This window comes from Leptolyngbya sp. 'hensonii' (genome assembly GCF_001939115.1).
GTDB lineage: Bacteria > Cyanobacteriota > Cyanobacteriia.
Genome location: NZ_MQTZ01000003.1, coordinates 49094 through 66020, shown reverse-complemented (window position 1 = coordinate 66020; position 16927 = coordinate 49094). Strand labels below are relative to the sequence as shown.

The 16927-nt window shown below is 53.8% G+C and carries 17 protein-coding genes; 9 read left to right on the top strand and 8 right to left on the bottom strand.

Annotation, left to right across the window (positions count from 1 at the left end; genetic code table 11):
• Nucleotides 1-43: 43 nt before the first annotated feature.
• Nucleotides 44-1084, top strand: a complete 1041-nt coding sequence (locus BST81_RS01665) for a WD40 repeat domain-containing protein (RefSeq protein ID WP_075596809.1) — start codon at nucleotides 44-46, stop codon at nucleotides 1082-1084.
• Here the strand turns inward: BST81_RS01665 and BST81_RS01660 are convergent.
• Entirely contained in the window at nucleotides 1050-2036 is a 987-nt protein-coding gene (locus BST81_RS01660) for a GntR family transcriptional regulator (protein WP_075596808.1), read from the bottom strand. The genes BST81_RS01665 and BST81_RS01660 overlap by 35 nt on opposite strands.
• Before the next feature lie 80 nt (nucleotides 2037-2116).
• On the opposite strand from BST81_RS01660, the gene BST81_RS01655 reads away from it, so the two are divergent.
• Nucleotides 2117-2857: a dienelactone hydrolase family protein gene (locus tag BST81_RS01655; RefSeq protein WP_075596807.1), complete on the top strand. Its 741-nt coding sequence runs from the start codon at nucleotides 2117-2119 to the stop codon at nucleotides 2855-2857.
• Between the two features lie 108 nt (nucleotides 2858-2965).
• Here BST81_RS01655 and BST81_RS01650 read toward each other — a convergent pair whose 3' ends face one another.
• Together BST81_RS01650 and BST81_RS01645 are read right to left on the bottom strand one after the other, a co-directional pair.
• On the bottom strand, nucleotides 2966-3985 hold the full coding sequence (locus tag BST81_RS01650) for a serine hydrolase (RefSeq protein ID WP_253188045.1): 1020 nt from the start codon (nucleotides 3983-3985) through the stop codon (nucleotides 2966-2968).
• 330 nt (nucleotides 3986-4315) lie between these two features.
• Nucleotides 4316-5086: an RNA methyltransferase gene (locus tag BST81_RS01645; protein ID WP_075596805.1), complete on the bottom strand. Its 771-nt coding sequence runs from the start codon at nucleotides 5084-5086 to the stop codon at nucleotides 4316-4318.
• A gap of 131 nt (nucleotides 5087-5217) precedes the next feature.
• Here BST81_RS01645 and BST81_RS29055 point away from each other — a divergent pair, with 131 nt between their 5' ends.
• Complete coding sequence (locus BST81_RS29055) at nucleotides 5218-5367, top strand: DUF2256 domain-containing protein (protein WP_075596804.1); 150 nt, start codon at nucleotides 5218-5220, stop codon at nucleotides 5365-5367.
• A gap of 11 nt (nucleotides 5368-5378) precedes the next feature.
• A complete protein-coding gene (locus tag BST81_RS01635; RefSeq protein ID WP_075596803.1) occupies nucleotides 5379-6302 on the top strand; it encodes an isoaspartyl peptidase/L-asparaginase in 924 nt (307 codons plus the stop codon).
• A 13-nt stretch (nucleotides 6303-6315) separates the two neighbouring features.
• Here BST81_RS01635 and nadD read toward each other — a convergent pair whose 3' ends face one another.
• Nucleotides 6316-6945, bottom strand: a complete 630-nt coding sequence (gene nadD / locus BST81_RS01630; protein ID WP_075596802.1) for a nicotinate (nicotinamide) nucleotide adenylyltransferase — start codon at nucleotides 6943-6945, stop codon at nucleotides 6316-6318.
• Nucleotides 6946-7335: 390 nt separating this feature from the next.
• Here nadD and murC point away from each other — a divergent pair, with 390 nt between their 5' ends.
• From murC to BST81_RS01610, 4 genes are all read left to right on the top strand, one after another.
• Nucleotides 7336-8913, top strand: a complete 1578-nt coding sequence (gene murC, locus BST81_RS01625; protein ID WP_075596801.1) for a UDP-N-acetylmuramate--L-alanine ligase — start codon at nucleotides 7336-7338, stop codon at nucleotides 8911-8913.
• A gap of 122 nt (nucleotides 8914-9035) precedes the next feature.
• On the top strand, nucleotides 9036-10028 hold the full coding sequence (murB, locus tag BST81_RS01620; protein WP_083636567.1) for a UDP-N-acetylmuramate dehydrogenase: 993 nt from the start codon (nucleotides 9036-9038) through the stop codon (nucleotides 10026-10028).
• A gap of 50 nt (nucleotides 10029-10078) precedes the next feature.
• Complete coding sequence (locus BST81_RS01615; RefSeq protein ID WP_075596800.1) at nucleotides 10079-10423, top strand: YbaB/EbfC family nucleoid-associated protein; 345 nt, start codon at nucleotides 10079-10081, stop codon at nucleotides 10421-10423.
• A gap of 20 nt (nucleotides 10424-10443) precedes the next feature.
• Nucleotides 10444-10935, top strand: coding sequence for a low molecular weight protein-tyrosine-phosphatase (locus BST81_RS01610; protein WP_075596799.1), 492 nt, complete (start codon nucleotides 10444-10446; stop codon nucleotides 10933-10935).
• Nucleotides 10936-11408: 473 nt separating this feature from the next.
• Here BST81_RS01610 and BST81_RS01600 read toward each other — a convergent pair whose 3' ends face one another.
• Together BST81_RS01600 and BST81_RS01595 are read right to left on the bottom strand one after the other, a co-directional pair.
• Complete coding sequence (locus BST81_RS01600) at nucleotides 11409-12098, bottom strand: response regulator transcription factor (RefSeq protein WP_075596797.1); 690 nt, start codon at nucleotides 12096-12098, stop codon at nucleotides 11409-11411.
• 264 nt (nucleotides 12099-12362) lie between these two features.
• Nucleotides 12363-13154: a hypothetical protein gene (locus tag BST81_RS01595; protein WP_075596796.1), complete on the bottom strand. Its 792-nt coding sequence runs from the start codon at nucleotides 13152-13154 to the stop codon at nucleotides 12363-12365.
• A 116-nt stretch (nucleotides 13155-13270) separates the two neighbouring features.
• Here BST81_RS01595 and BST81_RS01590 point away from each other — a divergent pair, with 116 nt between their 5' ends.
• The gene (locus BST81_RS01590; RefSeq protein ID WP_075596795.1) at nucleotides 13271-13876 is read left to right on the top strand and encodes a Uma2 family endonuclease; all 606 of its coding nucleotides are present in this window, start codon (nucleotides 13271-13273) and stop codon (nucleotides 13874-13876) included.
• On the opposite strand, the gene BST81_RS01585 is transcribed toward BST81_RS01590, so the two are convergent.
• Both BST81_RS01585 and BST81_RS01580 read right to left on the bottom strand, forming a co-directional pair.
• On the bottom strand, nucleotides 13866-14921 hold the full coding sequence (locus BST81_RS01585; protein WP_075596794.1) for an isochorismatase: 1056 nt from the start codon (nucleotides 14919-14921) through the stop codon (nucleotides 13866-13868). The genes BST81_RS01590 and BST81_RS01585 overlap by 11 nt on opposite strands.
• A gap of 84 nt (nucleotides 14922-15005) precedes the next feature.
• A complete protein-coding gene (locus BST81_RS01580; protein ID WP_075596793.1) occupies nucleotides 15006-16874 on the bottom strand; it encodes a hypothetical protein in 1869 nt (622 codons plus the stop codon).
• Between the last annotated feature and the right edge of the window lie 53 nt (nucleotides 16875-16927).

Sequence of the window (16927 nt, the reverse complement as noted above, 5' to 3'; positions counted from 1 at the left end):
TCCTATAGGCTCTTGTAGCAAAACTTCATATCAACGTCCAGAGATGAGCCAGACCAGAACGAAGCCTGCGATTGGAATTTTGATCCTGATTGGAATCATTCTGATTCTGGTTTGTGCCTATGTGCTGTATCAAGATGGGGTTGCCTCACAGATTAAGGCCCGAATCTGCTTGCCTTTGCCCCATGCTGCCCCTGTCTGTTACCGTTCAACCCACCAGTTGCCCAGCAGACACATCACCGCGATGGCCATCCACCCCCATGGGTCCAGGCTAGCCATTGGTCTCAATCAAGCAATTCAACTGTGGGATGTGCAGACAATGACAGCCCCGCGCACCTTTTCTGGCCACCTTAGTCGGGTCACAGCCCTGGCCATTTCTCCTGATGAAAAAATTCTTGCCAGCGCCAGCCTGGATCAGACCATTCGACTCTGGAACTTAAAGACGGGGCATCTGCAAGCTATTCTCCAGGCCGGACGGGTCACCTGTCTGGTTTTCAGCCCCAATGGACACCTGCTCGCAGCCAGTAGTCGTTATCGCATCTGGCCAGATGGCACCCTCAGTCAGGGGGGCGTGCAGCTTTGGGATGTTAAAGACCATCGCCTCCGGCAAACGATCGGAACTGATGTCTACCATACCCTTGCCTTCAGCCCTCAAGGGCAGGTTTTGGCGGCTGGCTCAGCCAAGGCTCACCTCTGGGATCTGCAATCCGGCCATCTGCGCCATATCCTGGATTCTGGTGAACCCACTGCCTTGCAATTCAGTCCAGATGGACGAACCCTGTTGACTGGCAGTAGTCGAACAAAGCTCTGGCAGGTGAAAACAGGGCAACTTTCCCAATCGATGAATTTTGGAGCCACGGATTTGACCCTGAACCCAAACGGCCAGTTTGTGGCAGCTCCCCTGGGGGGCACCATCTACTTCTGGCAACTCTCCCCCCGGAAACTCCTGGGAACATTACGGGGTTCCTGGTATAGCAATGTCTCCGTGCAATTTGGCTGGCAGGGGCGCGCTTTAGTTGCGGTTGGGACTGATGGCCTCCAACTCTGGCAGACTACTCCAGGCCCAGTTCCCGCTTCAGCAAATTGATAGACTTATCCCCAATGTAGGTATCGCAGCAGTAAAGCTTGGGAGGTCGAATCAGGTCCTCCCTGGCGGCTGCAACGGTGGCTTTCACGGCGGCGCAACTGGCCCGATCAAAGCTGGCGATCGTATGGGCACTCCGAACCATGGCATTCAACCGAAAGGTGTCATTGGGATGGGCTGTCATCACCAGCAAGTTTTCTCCTCGCAGACTATGCACAATCACAGCAGAGGCTCGCAGGAAGCCAGTGCTGACGCTGACCAGGCCCAGGCAGCTATCCTTGGGCAGGTTCACCAACAACTGAATCTCCTGGCCATAGTCATAGATATCCAGCGGAATCACCCGCACCGATCGGGGGGCGGCTATCTCTTCTGCAGCAGCACTGAAGTAATGGCTGGTGACCACCGTACCAGAGCGGGCCTGATCCAGGATCTGGGCCAGCTCCTCCAAGGGCACCAATTGCACCGGGATCTTGAGGGCATCTTCTAACTGGCTAGTCATCAATTCTCCGGCTCCAATATCCTCACTCGGAGAGGTAACCAGTACCCTGGCACTACAACGAAGTCGCCAATCCACCTCGGCTAGAAACATTTCCCTGGCCTGGTTCAGGGAACAGCCCTGCTTCAACAATTCGTCTAGATTTTGCTTGATCAATTTGTGGGCCTGGGGAAATTGCTCCATGGTGGGCGTTTTCAGCCGGGCTGTGCTTTCATCCCCCGGAGCTTTGACATAAATGCCTGACCCAGCCTGGGACTCTACTACGCCATCATCTTCCAGTTGGCGATAAACCTTGCTGATTGTATTGCGATGTAGCCCAGTCTGCATCGCCAGTTGCCTCGTACTGGGTAAGCGATGACCGGGGGGATACTGGCGAGACGCGATCGCGAAGTGGATCTGATTGTATAACTGGGTCGAAGCCGGGATGTCACTGTCCGGCTGGATGTGAAATTGAATCATTAGAGCCTCCGTGGTGACTCTATTTCTTCCAGGCTACTACAATTTACCTCGTACCTTCCTGAACAATGGATGATTCACCCATGTCTAATCTGGAGATTCGGACCCGTCAGGTAGATGTTCCTAATGGAGATCTGAAGATTGCTGCTTACCTGGCCGAGCCTGTTGGGGAAGGGCCTTACCCAACAGTGGTGGTGATTCAAGAGATCTTTGGGGTCAATGCCCACATTCGAGAGGTGACCGAACGGTTTGCCCGATCGGGCTATAGGGCGATCGCCCCGGCTATTTACCAACGGCTCGCTCCTGGCTTTGAGACGGGTTACACCCCGGAAGCCATCCAGATTGGTCGCCAGTACAAAGATCAGACCAAAGCAGTTGAACTACTGGCGGATATTCAGGCCACGATCGATTATGTCAAAGCCCATTGCGCGATCAAATCGCAGGGGTTTGGTTGTATTGGCTTCTGTTTCGGGGGCCATGTTGCCTACCTGGTCTCCACCCTGCCCGATATCCAGGCCACAGCGTCCTTCTACGGGGCCGGAATTACGACCATGACGCCTGGTGGGGGTGCGCCCACACTTAGCCGCACAGCAGACATCCAAGGCACCCTGTACGCCTTTTTCGGGATGCAGGATGCCAGCATTCCCGTGGAGCAGGTGAACCAAATTGAAGCGGCCTTACAGGAGCACCACATCCCCCACAAAGTTCTGCGCTACCCCGATGCCGAGCACGGCTTCTTCTGTGACCATCGGGCCAGCTATAACCCGGCAGCGGCAACGGCAGCCTGGGAGGAGGTGCAGGAACTGTTTGGCCACAAGCTTTGATCGAGTCCTTCAATAATCAAGGCTCAGGTGCCACTGGAGACCCCTATTTCTCACCTGCAGGAGCACCTGTCACTGTCTGGATTAAGGAATGGCGATCGGGTCAGGGTCTCAGAGACTGGGACTGCGGACTGGTTTGGCTGGTGCCACCGGAGGATTATAAGCCTGATAGGCTGCTCGGGAAATTCGGCGAATCATCTCCTGGGCGCGGGAATCATTGTGGGGGCGTTTGACCATGGCCACCGCAACATATCGCTTGCCATTGGGAGCATCAATCACCCCGACATCCCCCACCATGGAGCCGATATCTCCGGTCTTGTGGGAAATCGTGGCATTGTCGTCCAGACCACGGGGTAGCAGGGTATCTGTCTCGGTACGACGCATGATATCCAGCATCCGATCGCGGGAACGAATGGACAGTAGATCCCCCTGACTGACGCGAAACATCAGGGTCGCCAGCTCTTTGGGTCGGGTGACATTCGTTCCTTCCAGATCTGGAAGAAGATTGTATACCAGAGTTCCGGTTAACCCCCAGGATTGGAATCGCTGGTTCAGCGCAGCAATGCCACCCAATCGATCGATCAACATATTCGTGGCCGTATTGTCACTGATGACGATCATCTTGGTGGCTATCTCCAGGGCTGTAAACTGAGTTCCTGGTGTGCGATACTGAATCACCCCAGACCCGGAGCCGATCAAATCAGGCCGCATGGTCAACATCTCATCCAGGCGAATCTTACCGGCATCCACATCCTGGAGAAAGGCTACCAGAATGGGTACTTTAATCATACTGGCGGCTGAGAAAGTACTGTCGCCATTCAGGTCAATGTAAGCGCCAGTATCCAGATCTACGAAAAATACTCCTGCCGTCAGGCCAGAATTCTGGGCTGTTAAAGCCTGAACTTCTGTCTTAAGTGCGGTTAGTTCCTCACCCAGCTTTAATTCCACAGGAGTAGATACGATCGGGCTGCTGACAGTTGGTTGAGTTCGAGTAGGGGAACTGGGAAAGAACCCAGCCTGGGAGGATCCAGCAGTCGCCCGGGTGGCGGGATCCCAGGCAGACAATAAACTGCCGACAATGACGCCCACGCCAACTCCCAGGATGAGCAAGCGGATACCGTACAGAACCACTGCACTCGAACGGGAGGACCGAGCGCGGCCACCGGTTCTTGTTGATCGCCGATTAGCTGGGGGTTTGCTGGAGTTTCTGGCCCCACCGGGGACCGAAGACGGGGCTACAGGTCTTCCCTGAACAGTAGGAAGTCTGGGGGAGGTAGGGGTCCCTGAGGAAGAGGGCTGATCGTTAGAGATATCGCGCACAACCACAGTAATGTTTCTTCCAAGATATAAAAAGTTTTGACTGGAGCGGGGATTCAATTCCCCCGTTCCTAAAAAAAGCAGGATCTGGCGTAGCCGTAATCAAGGGTTCAGAATCAAGGTTGGATTTTAGCACAGACAAAATTATTCGTCGCCTTTTTGCTCCAAGGCCCACCCCACCTGGCTTAGAATCCCCCGAAGCATAGCCAGTTCTGCTTTGGATAAGCCGATCCGGTTGAACAAGCGACGAAATTTTTCCATCCGACTCACGGCAGTGTGGGGATAGAGATAGCCAATTCTGAGCAGAAGGGCTTCCAGTTGCTCGTAGTAACCTTCCAGTTCATCCATGGTTGCCCGATCGGCCCTGTCTTCTGCCGCAACATCCAGCCAATTTCTCGATTGCAGCGGATCCCCGTAAGCCATTTGATGCAACTCGTAAACACAAATCCCAACAGCCTGAGCCAGATTCAAGGAAGGGTATGCCCGATGGGCGGGGATTTGCAGAAAGCGCTGGCCGTATTTCAATTCCTCGTTGCTTAACCCCCGATCTTCAGGACCAAAAATCAGGGCTGATTGTAAGGGGACATCGGGATCAGCCAGCAGCCAGGGCAAGACCTGGCGCGGTGGTTCCAGCCGAGTTGGCAACGATCGATCTCGGCCCGTGGTGGCCACTGCTCGCTGGCAACCGGCCAGGGCCGTTGGCAAATCGGGAACGATCGTCGCGGCCTCCAAAATATCGGCTCCATGCACTGCCATCTGCCGTGCTTCCGGTCCCAGGGGATCGCACTGGGGCTGCACCAGAAGCAGATGGCGCATCCCCATATTTTTCATCACCCGGGCGATCGATCCCACATTCAGTGGTCCTGCTGGTTCCACCAGGACAATCCGAATTCTGGCCAAAGCATCTTCAGACATCTCTCCCATCGATCACAAAAACATTTTTATCTTTCCCTACAATAAGGGATTGCACAGGTATGAGAGGCGATGGGCAATTCCTCGCACCTCATGGATAGAGAGCCTTGCCCGTCATCGCGAGCCAAAATCTTATGGGACGTACCCCCTCCAAATCTAATCGGCCCAGTAAAATCTGCCCGGTTTGCGGTCTACCCTTTACCTGGCGTAAAAAATGGGAAGATTGTTGGGACGAAGTCAAATATTGCTCGGAACGCTGCCGACGCAGACGATCGACCCTCTAAAAGGTGTTTCCATGTCCAAACCCAAACTCATTATTCACGGTGGTGCAGGCAGTTCCCTGAAAGGTAAGGGGGGAGCGGAGGCTGTTCGCCAGTCCCTATTTAAGGTGTTGCAGGAGGTCTATCCCCTGCTCCTGTCAGGGGCAGAGGCTGCGGCTGCAGTGGTTGCGGCCTGTCGTCTGCTGGAAGATGATCCCCGGTTTAACGCCGGTACAGGGTCTGTGCTGCAGTCGGATGGGCAAATTCGGATGAGCGCTTCCCTGATGGATGGAACCCCCCAGCGCTTTAGTGGGGTGATCAATGTCTCCAGAGTCCAGAACCCGATCGACCTGGCTCAGACCCTCCAAACGGCCTCTGATCATGTCCTGTCTGATTATGGTGCGGCTGAACTGGCTCGTGAGCGCCAGATCCCCCTCTACAATCCCCTTACTGATTTGCGCCTGCAAGAATGGCTGCAGGAGCGACAGGAGAATTTTGTCAGGTCAATGGCTGGGGTTGTGGCGGAAAGTGCTGGAGTGGGTACGATCGGGGTGGTAGCCCTGGATGGTCGGGGGCATCTGGCTGCTGGCACTTCTACTGGGGGTAAAGGGTTTGAACGGATTGGGCGGGTCAGTGATTCTGCCATGCCTGCTGGCAACTACGCCACCGCTCAGGCTGCTGTCAGTTGTACGGGAATTGGGGAAGACATCATTGATGAGTGTCTGGCAGCCAAGATTGTTGTGCGGGTGACAGATGGGTTTTCCCTGGAAGCTGCCTTCAGGAAGTCCTTCCAGGAAGCTCAATCCAGAAGTCGAGACCTGGGCGCGATCGGTCTGGACGCTACAGGAACAATTGCCTGGGGCAAAACCAGCGAAGTCCTGCTGGCGGCTTACCACACTGGCGATAGCCTGGGGGACACCCTGACGCTGGACGAAGGCATGGTTGTCCTTTCCTCCTGACCCTAGTCAACTGCTACTCATCAAGCAATGTACATTTTCCACGCCTCTGGGGGAAATGCCCATAGAGCTGATATGCCTGAATATAGGTTCTAACTGCCTCTGGTACCAGATAGCGAATGGATTTCCCTTGCTGACAGAATTGACGAACCAGACTAGAAGAGAGGTCTATTTGAGGCATATCCAGGATTTGGTAACCTATGGAATGGGGCAGGGTTTTATCCCACTTCTCCAGCCTCTTTTCCCGCCGAGGGGCAACCAACCAGTGGCATTGGGCGATCAAGTCCGAACTGCGGTACCAGTGGGGTAAACTCTGGAAAGCATCCAGACCCACAATCCAGGCCCAGCAAGCATCAGGGTAATACAGCTTCAGATCGTTTAGGGTCTGGATGGCATAGGAAGGTCCAGCACGGGTGGCTTCAATGTCGGACCAGTGAAAAGCAGGATGATCTGCGATCGCCCGTTTAACCATCTCCAACCGCTGCTCAAAGCAGGCCAACTCAGATTGAACCTTATGGGGGGGCTGGCTGCTTGGTACCCAGAGCACAACATCTAACTCTGCCTGAGTGAGGGCTATTTCCGCCATTAGGAGGTGACCCCAGTGGATTGGGTTAAATGTTCCTCCGAAGATAGCGACCTTTTTCATAGCCCCCCAAAACGGCTGTTAACCCTGTTCAAGCATTCACCCCCGACGTGATGCCGCCATGGCGTTATTGCTGCAGTTCTTCTGCAACTTTGGGACCTTTCCAACTGCCGATCACAGCCCTGTGGTCAAGCCTTGCCAACACTTTATTCCTCATCCAGGGTGGATCTGGTAAAAATAGAGACTTGATATAACAATAAAAATACTGAGGGCATTTGGGAAACAAATGATTTGAATGGCTGTTACCGAGATTGCATCCGGGCTCAAGGTGAAACTAACCTGCCTGAACCCCGAAATTAAATAGGAGACATGCCTGATAGTTCTATCGCGAAAAAGCAATTCTTGATATGATATCGCGTGATATTGGAGTGGTGTGGTTCGTGAGGATTTAAAATGTCGGATTCTGTTGATTTCAGTGGGAGACCCTTCCATTTCATTGGGATTGGTGGAATTGGAATGTCTGCTCTGGCCTACATTCTGGTGAAGCGCAAGTTACCTGTATCAGGGTCCGATCTTCGTCTAACCCATATCACTCAGAAGTTGCAGGACCTGGGTGCACACATTTTCTGGAATCAAGAAGCTACTAATCTTGAGTACTTCCAGGCAACCGCTAATCTGACGGAAGCCCTACCTGCTCCTACTGAAGTTTCCGGCTCGTCTAATGGGTCCCGATCCCATGGCACCCTGAATGGGGCTGTTGATGGCTCCAAACCCAAAGCAAAACCCAATCTTAAATCCCAGGCCAGTCTTCTTCCTCAGGTGATTTGCTCTACTGCTATTGGGGTCAATAATCCGGAGTATCGGGCCGCACTTGATCTGGGATGCCCGATCTTCCATCGCTCCGATGTGCTGGCTGCCCTGATTCGAGAGCATCATAGCATTGCCGTAGCTGGAACCCATGGTAAGACAACAACCAGTAGCCTGATTGGGTATCTCTTGATGGAATCAGGACTGGACCCAACGATCGTGGTTGGGGGCGAGGTTGACGCCTGGGGTGGTAATGCCCGCATGGGGGAAAGCCCTTATCTGGTTGCGGAGGCTGACGAGTCAGATGGCTCTCTGGTTAAGTTTGAATCCGCTATTGGCGTCATCACTAACATTGAGTTAGACCATCCAGACCATTACCACAGCCTGGAACAGTTGACCCAAACCTTTCAAAAATTTGCCAGCCAGTGCCAGATCGTAGTGGGCTGTATGGATTGTCAGGGTGTTCAGAATCTGAAGCCCCAGATGACCTACAGCTTGAATGGAGAATCAGGGGCAGACTATATCGCAGATAAGGTGGTCTATGGCCCTGCGGGAACAACAGCCCGCATTTGGGAACGCCATGAAGTTCTGGGGCAATTGACGTTACCTCTATTGGGCAAACATAATCTCAGTAACGCTCTCGCCGCGATCGCGGTGGGTCGTTTGTTGGATCTAGACTTTCCGGTCATTGCCCGTGCTATCTCTACATTTCAGGGTGCTCATCGTCGCTTTGAGCATCGGGGTGAAGCGAATCGGATTCTGTTTGTCGATGATTATGCCCACCATCCCAGTGAAATTGAAGTGACGCTGGCTGCGGCTCAACTCCATATTCAGGGCAAACTAACCGGAGTCGATCAGCGCAGAGTTGTAGCTATTTTTCAGCCCCATCGCTATAGCCGCACCCAGACTTTCCTGGCAGAGTTTGCCCAATCTTTCAAGGACGCAGATCTGGTTGTGGTAACTGATATCTACAGTGCTGGTGAAGCTAACTCAGGTAACCTGACTGGGCAACAGGTAGCCGATGCTATTGCGGCCTATCACGGAGAAGTTTACTTTCAGCCGTCGCTCAACTCCGTGAGTGCTTTTTTGAATGAAGTCTTACAAGCAGGGGATCTGGCACTCTTCCTGGGGGCTGGGAACCTTAACCAAATTATTCCGGATGTTCTGGCATACCAGCGGAACCTGGAAAACAGTTTGCCTCAAAAGTGGTGCAATCAGGCATAGCGGACTGGCCAGCAGAGTGAGAACACCTCTGGTCTGGCTGGGAAGTGAAGTCCTACAACGACAAAGACGGTTCTCTTGCAATGGCATAGCCTTGTGGCACTTCAGAAATATTCAACTTAATCATGACCTTATCTCAAGAACCACTGAACATCCTTAAGGCTTCCAGATTAGTTGCGACATCTGGGGCCGGTACTTATGGCGAGGTGTCTCAGATTCCTCCCATTTACCTGCCTGAAGTGGATTGTTTAATCCGGCCTCAGGTTTCCCTGGCCAGTATGACATCCTTCCGCGTGGGAGGACCGGCAGAGTGGTACGTTGCCCCTCGGCGGTTGGAGGAGTTGCAAGCCAGTCTGGCCTGGGCTAGGGCAGAGAGAATTCCGGTAACCATTTTGGGGGCTGGCTCTAATGTATTGATCAGCGATCGGGGCCTCCCGGGATTAGTCATTTCTACCCGTCATCTGCGGCATACAGAGTTTGATGCTATTGCAGGGCAGGTAACAGTCAGTGCTGGGGAACCGATCCCCCGGTTGGCCTGGCAAACAGCTGAACGGGGCTGGCAGGGACTGGAATGGGCTGTGGGGATCCCTGGTACTGTGGGTGGGGCAGTGGTGATGAATGCTGGCGCACACAATGAGTGCACCGCTGACATTCTGGTCAGGGCTCAGGTTGTTACCCCTGAAGGAGAAATCAAGCTTCTCACCCCAGATGATTTGAACTATCGCTATCGCAGCTCATCTTTGCAAGGGAGCAATCATCTGGTTACTCAGGCCACGTTCCAATTGCAACCCGGAGCAGATCCAGAGCAAGTGATTAACGTCACCTCCACCCACCTGGATCAGCGTCGGGCTACCCAGCCCTATCACCTGCCCAGTTGTGGGAGTGTGTTCCGAAATCCCAAGCCTCAAACGGCAGGCAAGCTGATTGAACAAACAGGGTTGAAAGGCTACCAGATTGGTGGAGCTCAGGTTGCCGATCGCCATGCCAACTTTATCCTGAATTGTGGAGGAGCGAGTGCCAGGGATATTTACTGCCTAATCCATCATGTGCAGGAGCAGGTTGAGCAGCGCTGGTCTATCCTCCTCCATCCAGAGGTGAAAATTCTGGGAGAATTTTAGGTAATCTGGTACAGAGCTATAATTTACGAACATCCTCTCAAAGAAGTGATATGACGCAAGGAAAGGGATTCGGCTTTGGCTTGGGCAAAATGAAAGAGTTTACAGAAGCTCTGAAAAAAGCCCAGCAAGTTCAGGAGGGAGCCAAAAAGCTTCAGGAAGAACTGGAGCAGATGGAAATCGAAGGTCAGGCCGGAGGTGGTCTGGTTAAGGTGGTTTTAAGTGGCAACCAGGAACCGATCAGGGTGGAGCTTTCCCCTGATGTGATGGGAGAGGGGGCAGAAGTTGTCTCTGACCTTGTTCTGACGGCTATGAAAGATGCCTATCTCCGATCCACGAATACAATGCGAGAGCGGATGGAAGAATTGACCGGTGGGTTAAATATCCCCGGCATGTAGCCCTCTAACCTAAAGCTTCCATGCCCTACAAACTCTTGTTTGTCTGCCTGGGGAACATTTGTCGTTCCCCAGCAGCAGAAAATCTGATGAATCACCTGCTGGAGCAGCAGAATCTCGCGGATGTTGTCATTTGCGACTCTGCGGGTACGAGTAGTTATCATGTGGGCAGTCCGCCCGATCGTCGCATGACTGCAGCAGCGGCCCAGCGGGGCATTGTAATGAAGGGACAGGCTCGCCAGTTTTGTGCCGCTGACTTTGAAGATTTTGACCTGATTCTGGCTATGGATCGGGATAATTACTGGAATATCCTGAACCTGGATGCAACGGATCGGTATCGGGAGAAGGTGAAATCTATGTGCGATTTCTGCACTCGCCATTCTGATCGGGAAGTACCTGATCCTTACTATGGGGGGCAGGAGGGCTTTAATTATGTTCTTAATTTGCTGCAGGATGCCTGTGAGGGGTTATTGCAGGATCTGCAACAGCGCCGGGTGCTCAAGATACGCCCTTAGGAACGGGAATTAAATAACCTGGATTTCTTCAGCCCTCACCCCCTCCCCCTCTCCCAAATTTGGGAGAAGGGGAGGGGGGTGAGGGCAATTAGGAGTTTGACATTTTATTTAATTCTCGTTCCTTAGTACTCCACCACAAGGGTTTTGATAGAGGGTAGAGGGTCGGGGGTGAACTCCCCAAGTGGGGTCATTCCGCTGGGGCACCCAGGCAGAGCCTGGGTGCGAGGAGTCTGGGCTAGTGGATCATTCCGCTGGGGCACCCAGGCTCTGCCTGGGTGCGAGGAGTCTGGGGTAGGGGTGGGTCTGCTGGGGCACCCAAGCAGAGCCTGGGTGCGAGGAGCCTGGGCGCGAGGAGTCTGGGCGTGAGGGAGGGAAACTGTCTCTGGAAAATGAATAGTCCCTGCTCTCCCAGAGGGAGAGGAGAGGGATGTAGGGTGAGGGCAGCTATGGCTACAACCGTAGCAAATGACCCACTAGTCCTGGATCAGGTCATGACCCATCGCGTAATGAACCAGTTCGGCCCGATTGTTGGCATCACTCTTTCGGAGCAGACTACTGACATGCTTTTCTACGGTTCGCGGACTGAGATGGAGACGATCGCCTATCTGGGCATTCGATAGCCCATGGGCCAGCAGTTTCAAGACTTCCTGTTCTCGTTGCGTCAGGATAATCCTAGCTTCCACTGGACCATCCGAGGTTTTCATCAGGCCCACTTTCTCCGCTTCCAGGACGGCCCCTGCAGATTGTTCTGCCGCCTGCCACTGCTGCTTGATCATCTGGGTTTGGATCAGCTGCGATCGTTCTAACAAATTTCGGACAACCGCGCCCAATTCATCTAACTCAAACGGCTTTGGGAGGTAGAGATCACACCCCAATTGATAGCCCCGAATGCGGTCACGGGTGTCTGTTCGGGCGGTTAAAAAAACCACCGGCAGTAGCCGAAACGAGGGTTTCTGGCGAACCCGGCGGACTAATTCGTAGCCATCCATCTGGGGCATGGTAATATCCGTCACCATCAGATGGGGTTGGTATTCCTCTACGAGGGCCAGAGCTTCCTGACCGTTCTCAGCCGCAACGACTGAATAGCCGGACATCTCCAGATAATCACTAATCGAAAGGCGAGTCCCAGGATCATCATCCGCAACAAGAATGGTCAGACGCATTGTCAGCTATTAGCTATCAGTAAAGATGCCATGAGTTGTGCTCTTTCACTTGCAGGGTCAACCAGGTGAGGATTAGAGAGGGGAGTGGCGTCACCACCCCAGGATTTTTACCCCGACCTCTTTCTGATTTCTTCTCAGCCTGATGGCAACTGCACGATCAGCTATGGATAAACCGCCAATAGCAAAAGCTGATGACGGTTTACAACAAACTGTGAATGATTGACCGGTTACAATGAACTGTTAACTGCCACTAGAGTAACACTTCTACGGATTTCCGAAACCTCCGATCGACTGGCTAAAACTAGCTGCACTTTGACTGGCGCGGACTGCAGACTGGGAGAAAACCTGAAATGCCTTGCGAATTTCACCCTCACTGTTGCCGGGGGTCAGGACCCATTCATCCCGAATCCCCATTTCTCGGAACACCTGCCGGAAATCGGTGCTGCCGTCGTCGATCCCCATTCCGGCAACAATGTGGGTTTCAGCTCGCAGCATATCTTTGACGATCGTGGCCACATCTTTGGCAGTTGCTTTCATGGAGTGGGCATCGGCCCCATCCGTGATAATCAGGGTTACGGTTCTTACGGGCACCCCATTATCGGCAAATTCCTGGGCCTTAGCCAGGACCGTTCCCAGCAGGACGATCGTCTGGTCATATAGGGGTGTGCCCTGGTTGGGATCGTAGTTCTGGGTATCCATCCGCACGGCCTGGGCCAAGGGGCAATAGGGATAGAGGACAAACCCATTCAGGTAGCGGGTGTGGACCAGGATATTGTCTTGCTGTTTGGAGGTGGCCAGGGCATCCAGGACGGCGTTATGGCCGCCCCGCACCGCCTGAGCATTGCTGCCAAACCGGATCGAGCCGGAATCATCCGGCATCATGGTGACCAGCACGACCTCGCTGGCGGCGACATCATCCACATGGATGCCCAATCCGGCCTGGATCTGGGCTCCGATATCCAGCACATTCAGGGCCTGGATAGAAGCGCTGGAAAGGGTGCCGTCATCCTGGGCTGTTTGGAACAGACTGTTGAGGTTGGGGGTATTCTGACTCATCGTGGTTTGACTCCTATGGTACAATTGAATTACTTTGGAAGGTGATATGGTGTTGATCAGATCAGTGAAGCTCTGGCTTTATCCCAGTCATCAACGCTTAAATTGGCAGGTTCAAGATGGTTCAAGTCGTTGATAAGTTACTCAACTTTGAGGAATTTTTGGCGTGGTATCCGGAAGATGGGGGTCTGTACGAACTAGCAGACGGCGAGGTTATAGAAGTGCGTCCAATTGGTCGTCATGAAAAGATTTCAGGCTTCATTGCGCTTGAATTAGGCTTAGAAATCCGTCGCCTTAAGTTGCCTTATTTCATCCCTAAAACCTGTCTTGTTAAACCCCCTAGCCCTAACAGAGGCTATATTCCGGATGTAGCTGTTTTAGACGAATCAGCAATTACCCACGATCCGCTTTGGGAGAAAGCTTCAACAATTTCTCTGGGACAATCTGCACACTTGGTCATTGAGATAGTCAGTACAAATTGGCGGGACGACTACCACAAAAAATTGACAGACTATGAGGAACTGGGCATTCCGGAATACTGGATTGTGGATTACCTGGCCCTGGGAGCCGTTCGTGATATCGGCTCCCCCAAGCGCCCCACCCTGTCGCTGTTCTATCTGGTGGATGGGGAGTATCAGGTCAACCAGTTCCGGGACACCGATCGCATTCTCTCCCCCTCCTTTCCCGAATTGAACCTGACCGCCGACCAGATCCTTAGCCTTTGATCTCCAGGTTGGGCCAGCTATCCAGGGGATCGGTAGACTTCACAATGTGCATTCCAGCCGCTGCAAACCGTTGGAAGGCAGCCTCTGCCTGATCCGTAAAGTCAATTACACCGGGAATTACAACCGGAGAGGTGCAATCCTCCAGCAGGTAGACCTTGCGGGTGAGGCTGGGATCCTGGGCCTGAATTTCTGTTAGCAGGTCATCGATCGTCCAGGCGACACAATGGCTCTTAGCCTGACCGGCAATCAACACGTAATCGAAGTCCAGCAGCTTCTGGATAAAGCGGGTGTTCTTCTGGGCGATCGGACGGCCATCCGCCCCATCCATCACCTCTGGGCGCAGCACTGAATAGTTCTCGGTCAACGGGTTGCCCCCTTTGATTTCAAACCCCGTCTGGCTGTGACGGGCGATGTTATGGAAAAACATGGCTTCCTCCACCGCAGACACCAGGGCATGGCCGATCCCACCCAGCATAGAGTGGTAGGGCCAGACAATCAGGGGATACTTACCTTCAGCACTGAGTTTCTCCACATAATGCAAAGCATGATTTTGCAGGGCCATATAGTTGCCCCGGCCTAGGCTGTAGGCCACAGCAGGGTTGACCTTCCACACTCCCTTCTTCACATCCTCGGCGGTGATCATGGTAGCTGCTGGGGTCGGATGCTCCCCGGCATCGTTGACCCAGAACATAGGGTGGAAGATTTGCATGGCCGTGTGAGTATCCATGGTTGGGGCAATCTCAGTCAGGACACCCAGGTTACGGTAGATGAACTCACACAGGCGCACATTATCCTCGATCGCGCCTTTACCAGAGCGGCCTCCGACAAACAGTTCAAAGTCGGGAATACAGAAGGTGTTCTGAACATCGATCGCCATCAGGCAAATGCGAGTCTTGTCCTTAGCTGCTGGTTTCAGACCCATCCGTTTACTCCAGGATTCGGCCTCGATCGCCCGTTGCTGATAGGGGACTCGCCAGACTTCACCCACGGTACGGGGGTCAAAATGGGAGGGGATCGGCAATTGGGTCATTGTGGTAGGGGTCATGGGTTTGTTCCTTATTACAATAGGGATGTTGGGGGTGTGCCTGTAGAGACGCGATCAATCGTCTCTACGGGACGATGGACAGATCTAGTGGATCTTAAGCAAAAAGATCTCCTGGGGCCGGACGACGTAAAGACCCTGCTGACCAGCAAAGAGCTGACTGGCGGTATCAACAAAGGGTTCCGTGTCAGGAAACTCCCGAGTTTTGACAATCTGCCCCTGCTCAGGTTGGAGACGAACGATGCCCTCATCCGTTGCTGTCAGCAAGAAGTTACCGGCGGCACAGTGGCCCTTCAGACTGGAGAGCCAGGACCCATCTCCTTTTTCAGCCTCGGCTACGGCAATCACCGTCCCGTCGGACTGGATCAACGTACAGCGGTGGAGCGTTCTGCCCTGAGTCTGGCTTGCGGTCAGAAACCAACAGTACTGCTGACTGAAGACACAGCGGGCATCCAGCAATTGGCCAGGAATTGGAGGCAGTTTAAGGCTGTCATTTAGACCGCGCCGTTGCGTATCAAACACAAAGGCAACGCTCAGATTCCCAGCCCGGTAGAAGCCAAACCCAAAGTGAGAACCAACCCAGAAGCAGGTCTGATGGGCGAGCACATCCCCGATATACTCTGGTCCCAGAGGCCCATCTCGCAGCAACTGACCGTTGTGTAGCCAGTAGCGCCCAACCTCATTCGTCTCAAACATGGCTGTTTGACCCCAGAGATCAACCGCTAGCCGATCGCTCACCTGGCCCTGCTTCAGCGTCAGCACCTGCCCCTGCTGACCGACCAGGGTCGCTGCTCCCTGGAAGCGAAACCGTAACCGGGGATCGAGATCGCCACTGAAGACGATCGTGCCCTCCTCCCGATAGAAATGGCCCCGATCGTGATACAGCCAACGCAGGGTTCCGCCTGCAATCCCAGCCTGCAGAATGACTCCGGCAGTGGTAAAGACCCTGGTGGCCACGACGGTTCCCCGCACCACTGTTACTTCCTTGACAGCTCCAGGCTGGGCCTGGGCACAGTCCGGGCAGACGGAGCGGGCATGTTCCCTGCCGCAGGTGGTGCAGGTAGTCCAGCGCAGGCGATCGAGCAGCGATCGGGGAAATTCGCCCCGCTGATCTTGTTCAAACACCTGGTGGAAATGGTGGAGCAGTTCATCGGGCAGGATGCCGTAAGGCAGGGCTGGCTTGGGATAGCGGACTTCCGGGTGGAAGACCGTGATCCGCTGCAGGGGCCGAGCATCGTGGGGCAGACGCTGGGCCGGATTCTGGGGACGATACACCCCTCCATAGGGATCGACAAACAGCAGGGACTGCATCAGCATGACGGTAAAGGCATACCAGTCTGAATCCGAGTTGTGGGGCTGGTGCAGGATCAGTCGGTTTTGCTGGGGATCACATCGCAGCGGATCGACAAATCGAGAGGTAAACACCTGGCAGAGAAACGATCCATATTGAAATGAATCCGCATCGATTAGATAGGCTGACTGGCCCTGTACCAGCACATTCAGGTCATTGAAATCCCCAATCACCACCTGGTGAAAGTGGAGCTTGGATACGGTGGCGTGGAGATCCTGGAAGATCTCGACGACGGTTTGTTGGGGAATACCAGCCTGCCGAAAGCTGCGATCGCCATAGCGAGCCAATACCTCCGCCCCCTGCACCAACCGCATGGCATAGCCCAACACCTGTTGACCTTGGGCATCCGTGGCCAGAGCTTCAGGATGGATCACCCGTCCCGGCAGTTGACCGGGAAACTGGCGCAGCTTGTGCTGGTGTTCCGCCAGACGGGCCTGGGCTGCCTGCTGCTCCTGGGGTGCCCCCTGATAGTCGGGATGACCGGGCTGCTTGAACAGCTTCAGAGCCTGTCCCTTGCCTAAATCAAAGATATCGGCCTCGCCACCCTTACCGATCGCCCGCTTCGGGTCGATGCGAATTTTTTTGTTGTTGATGTAGACATCCATGGCAGTTTCCAGGGGCACCAAGCCAGTGAGAGATATAGTGTTTTATCTACACT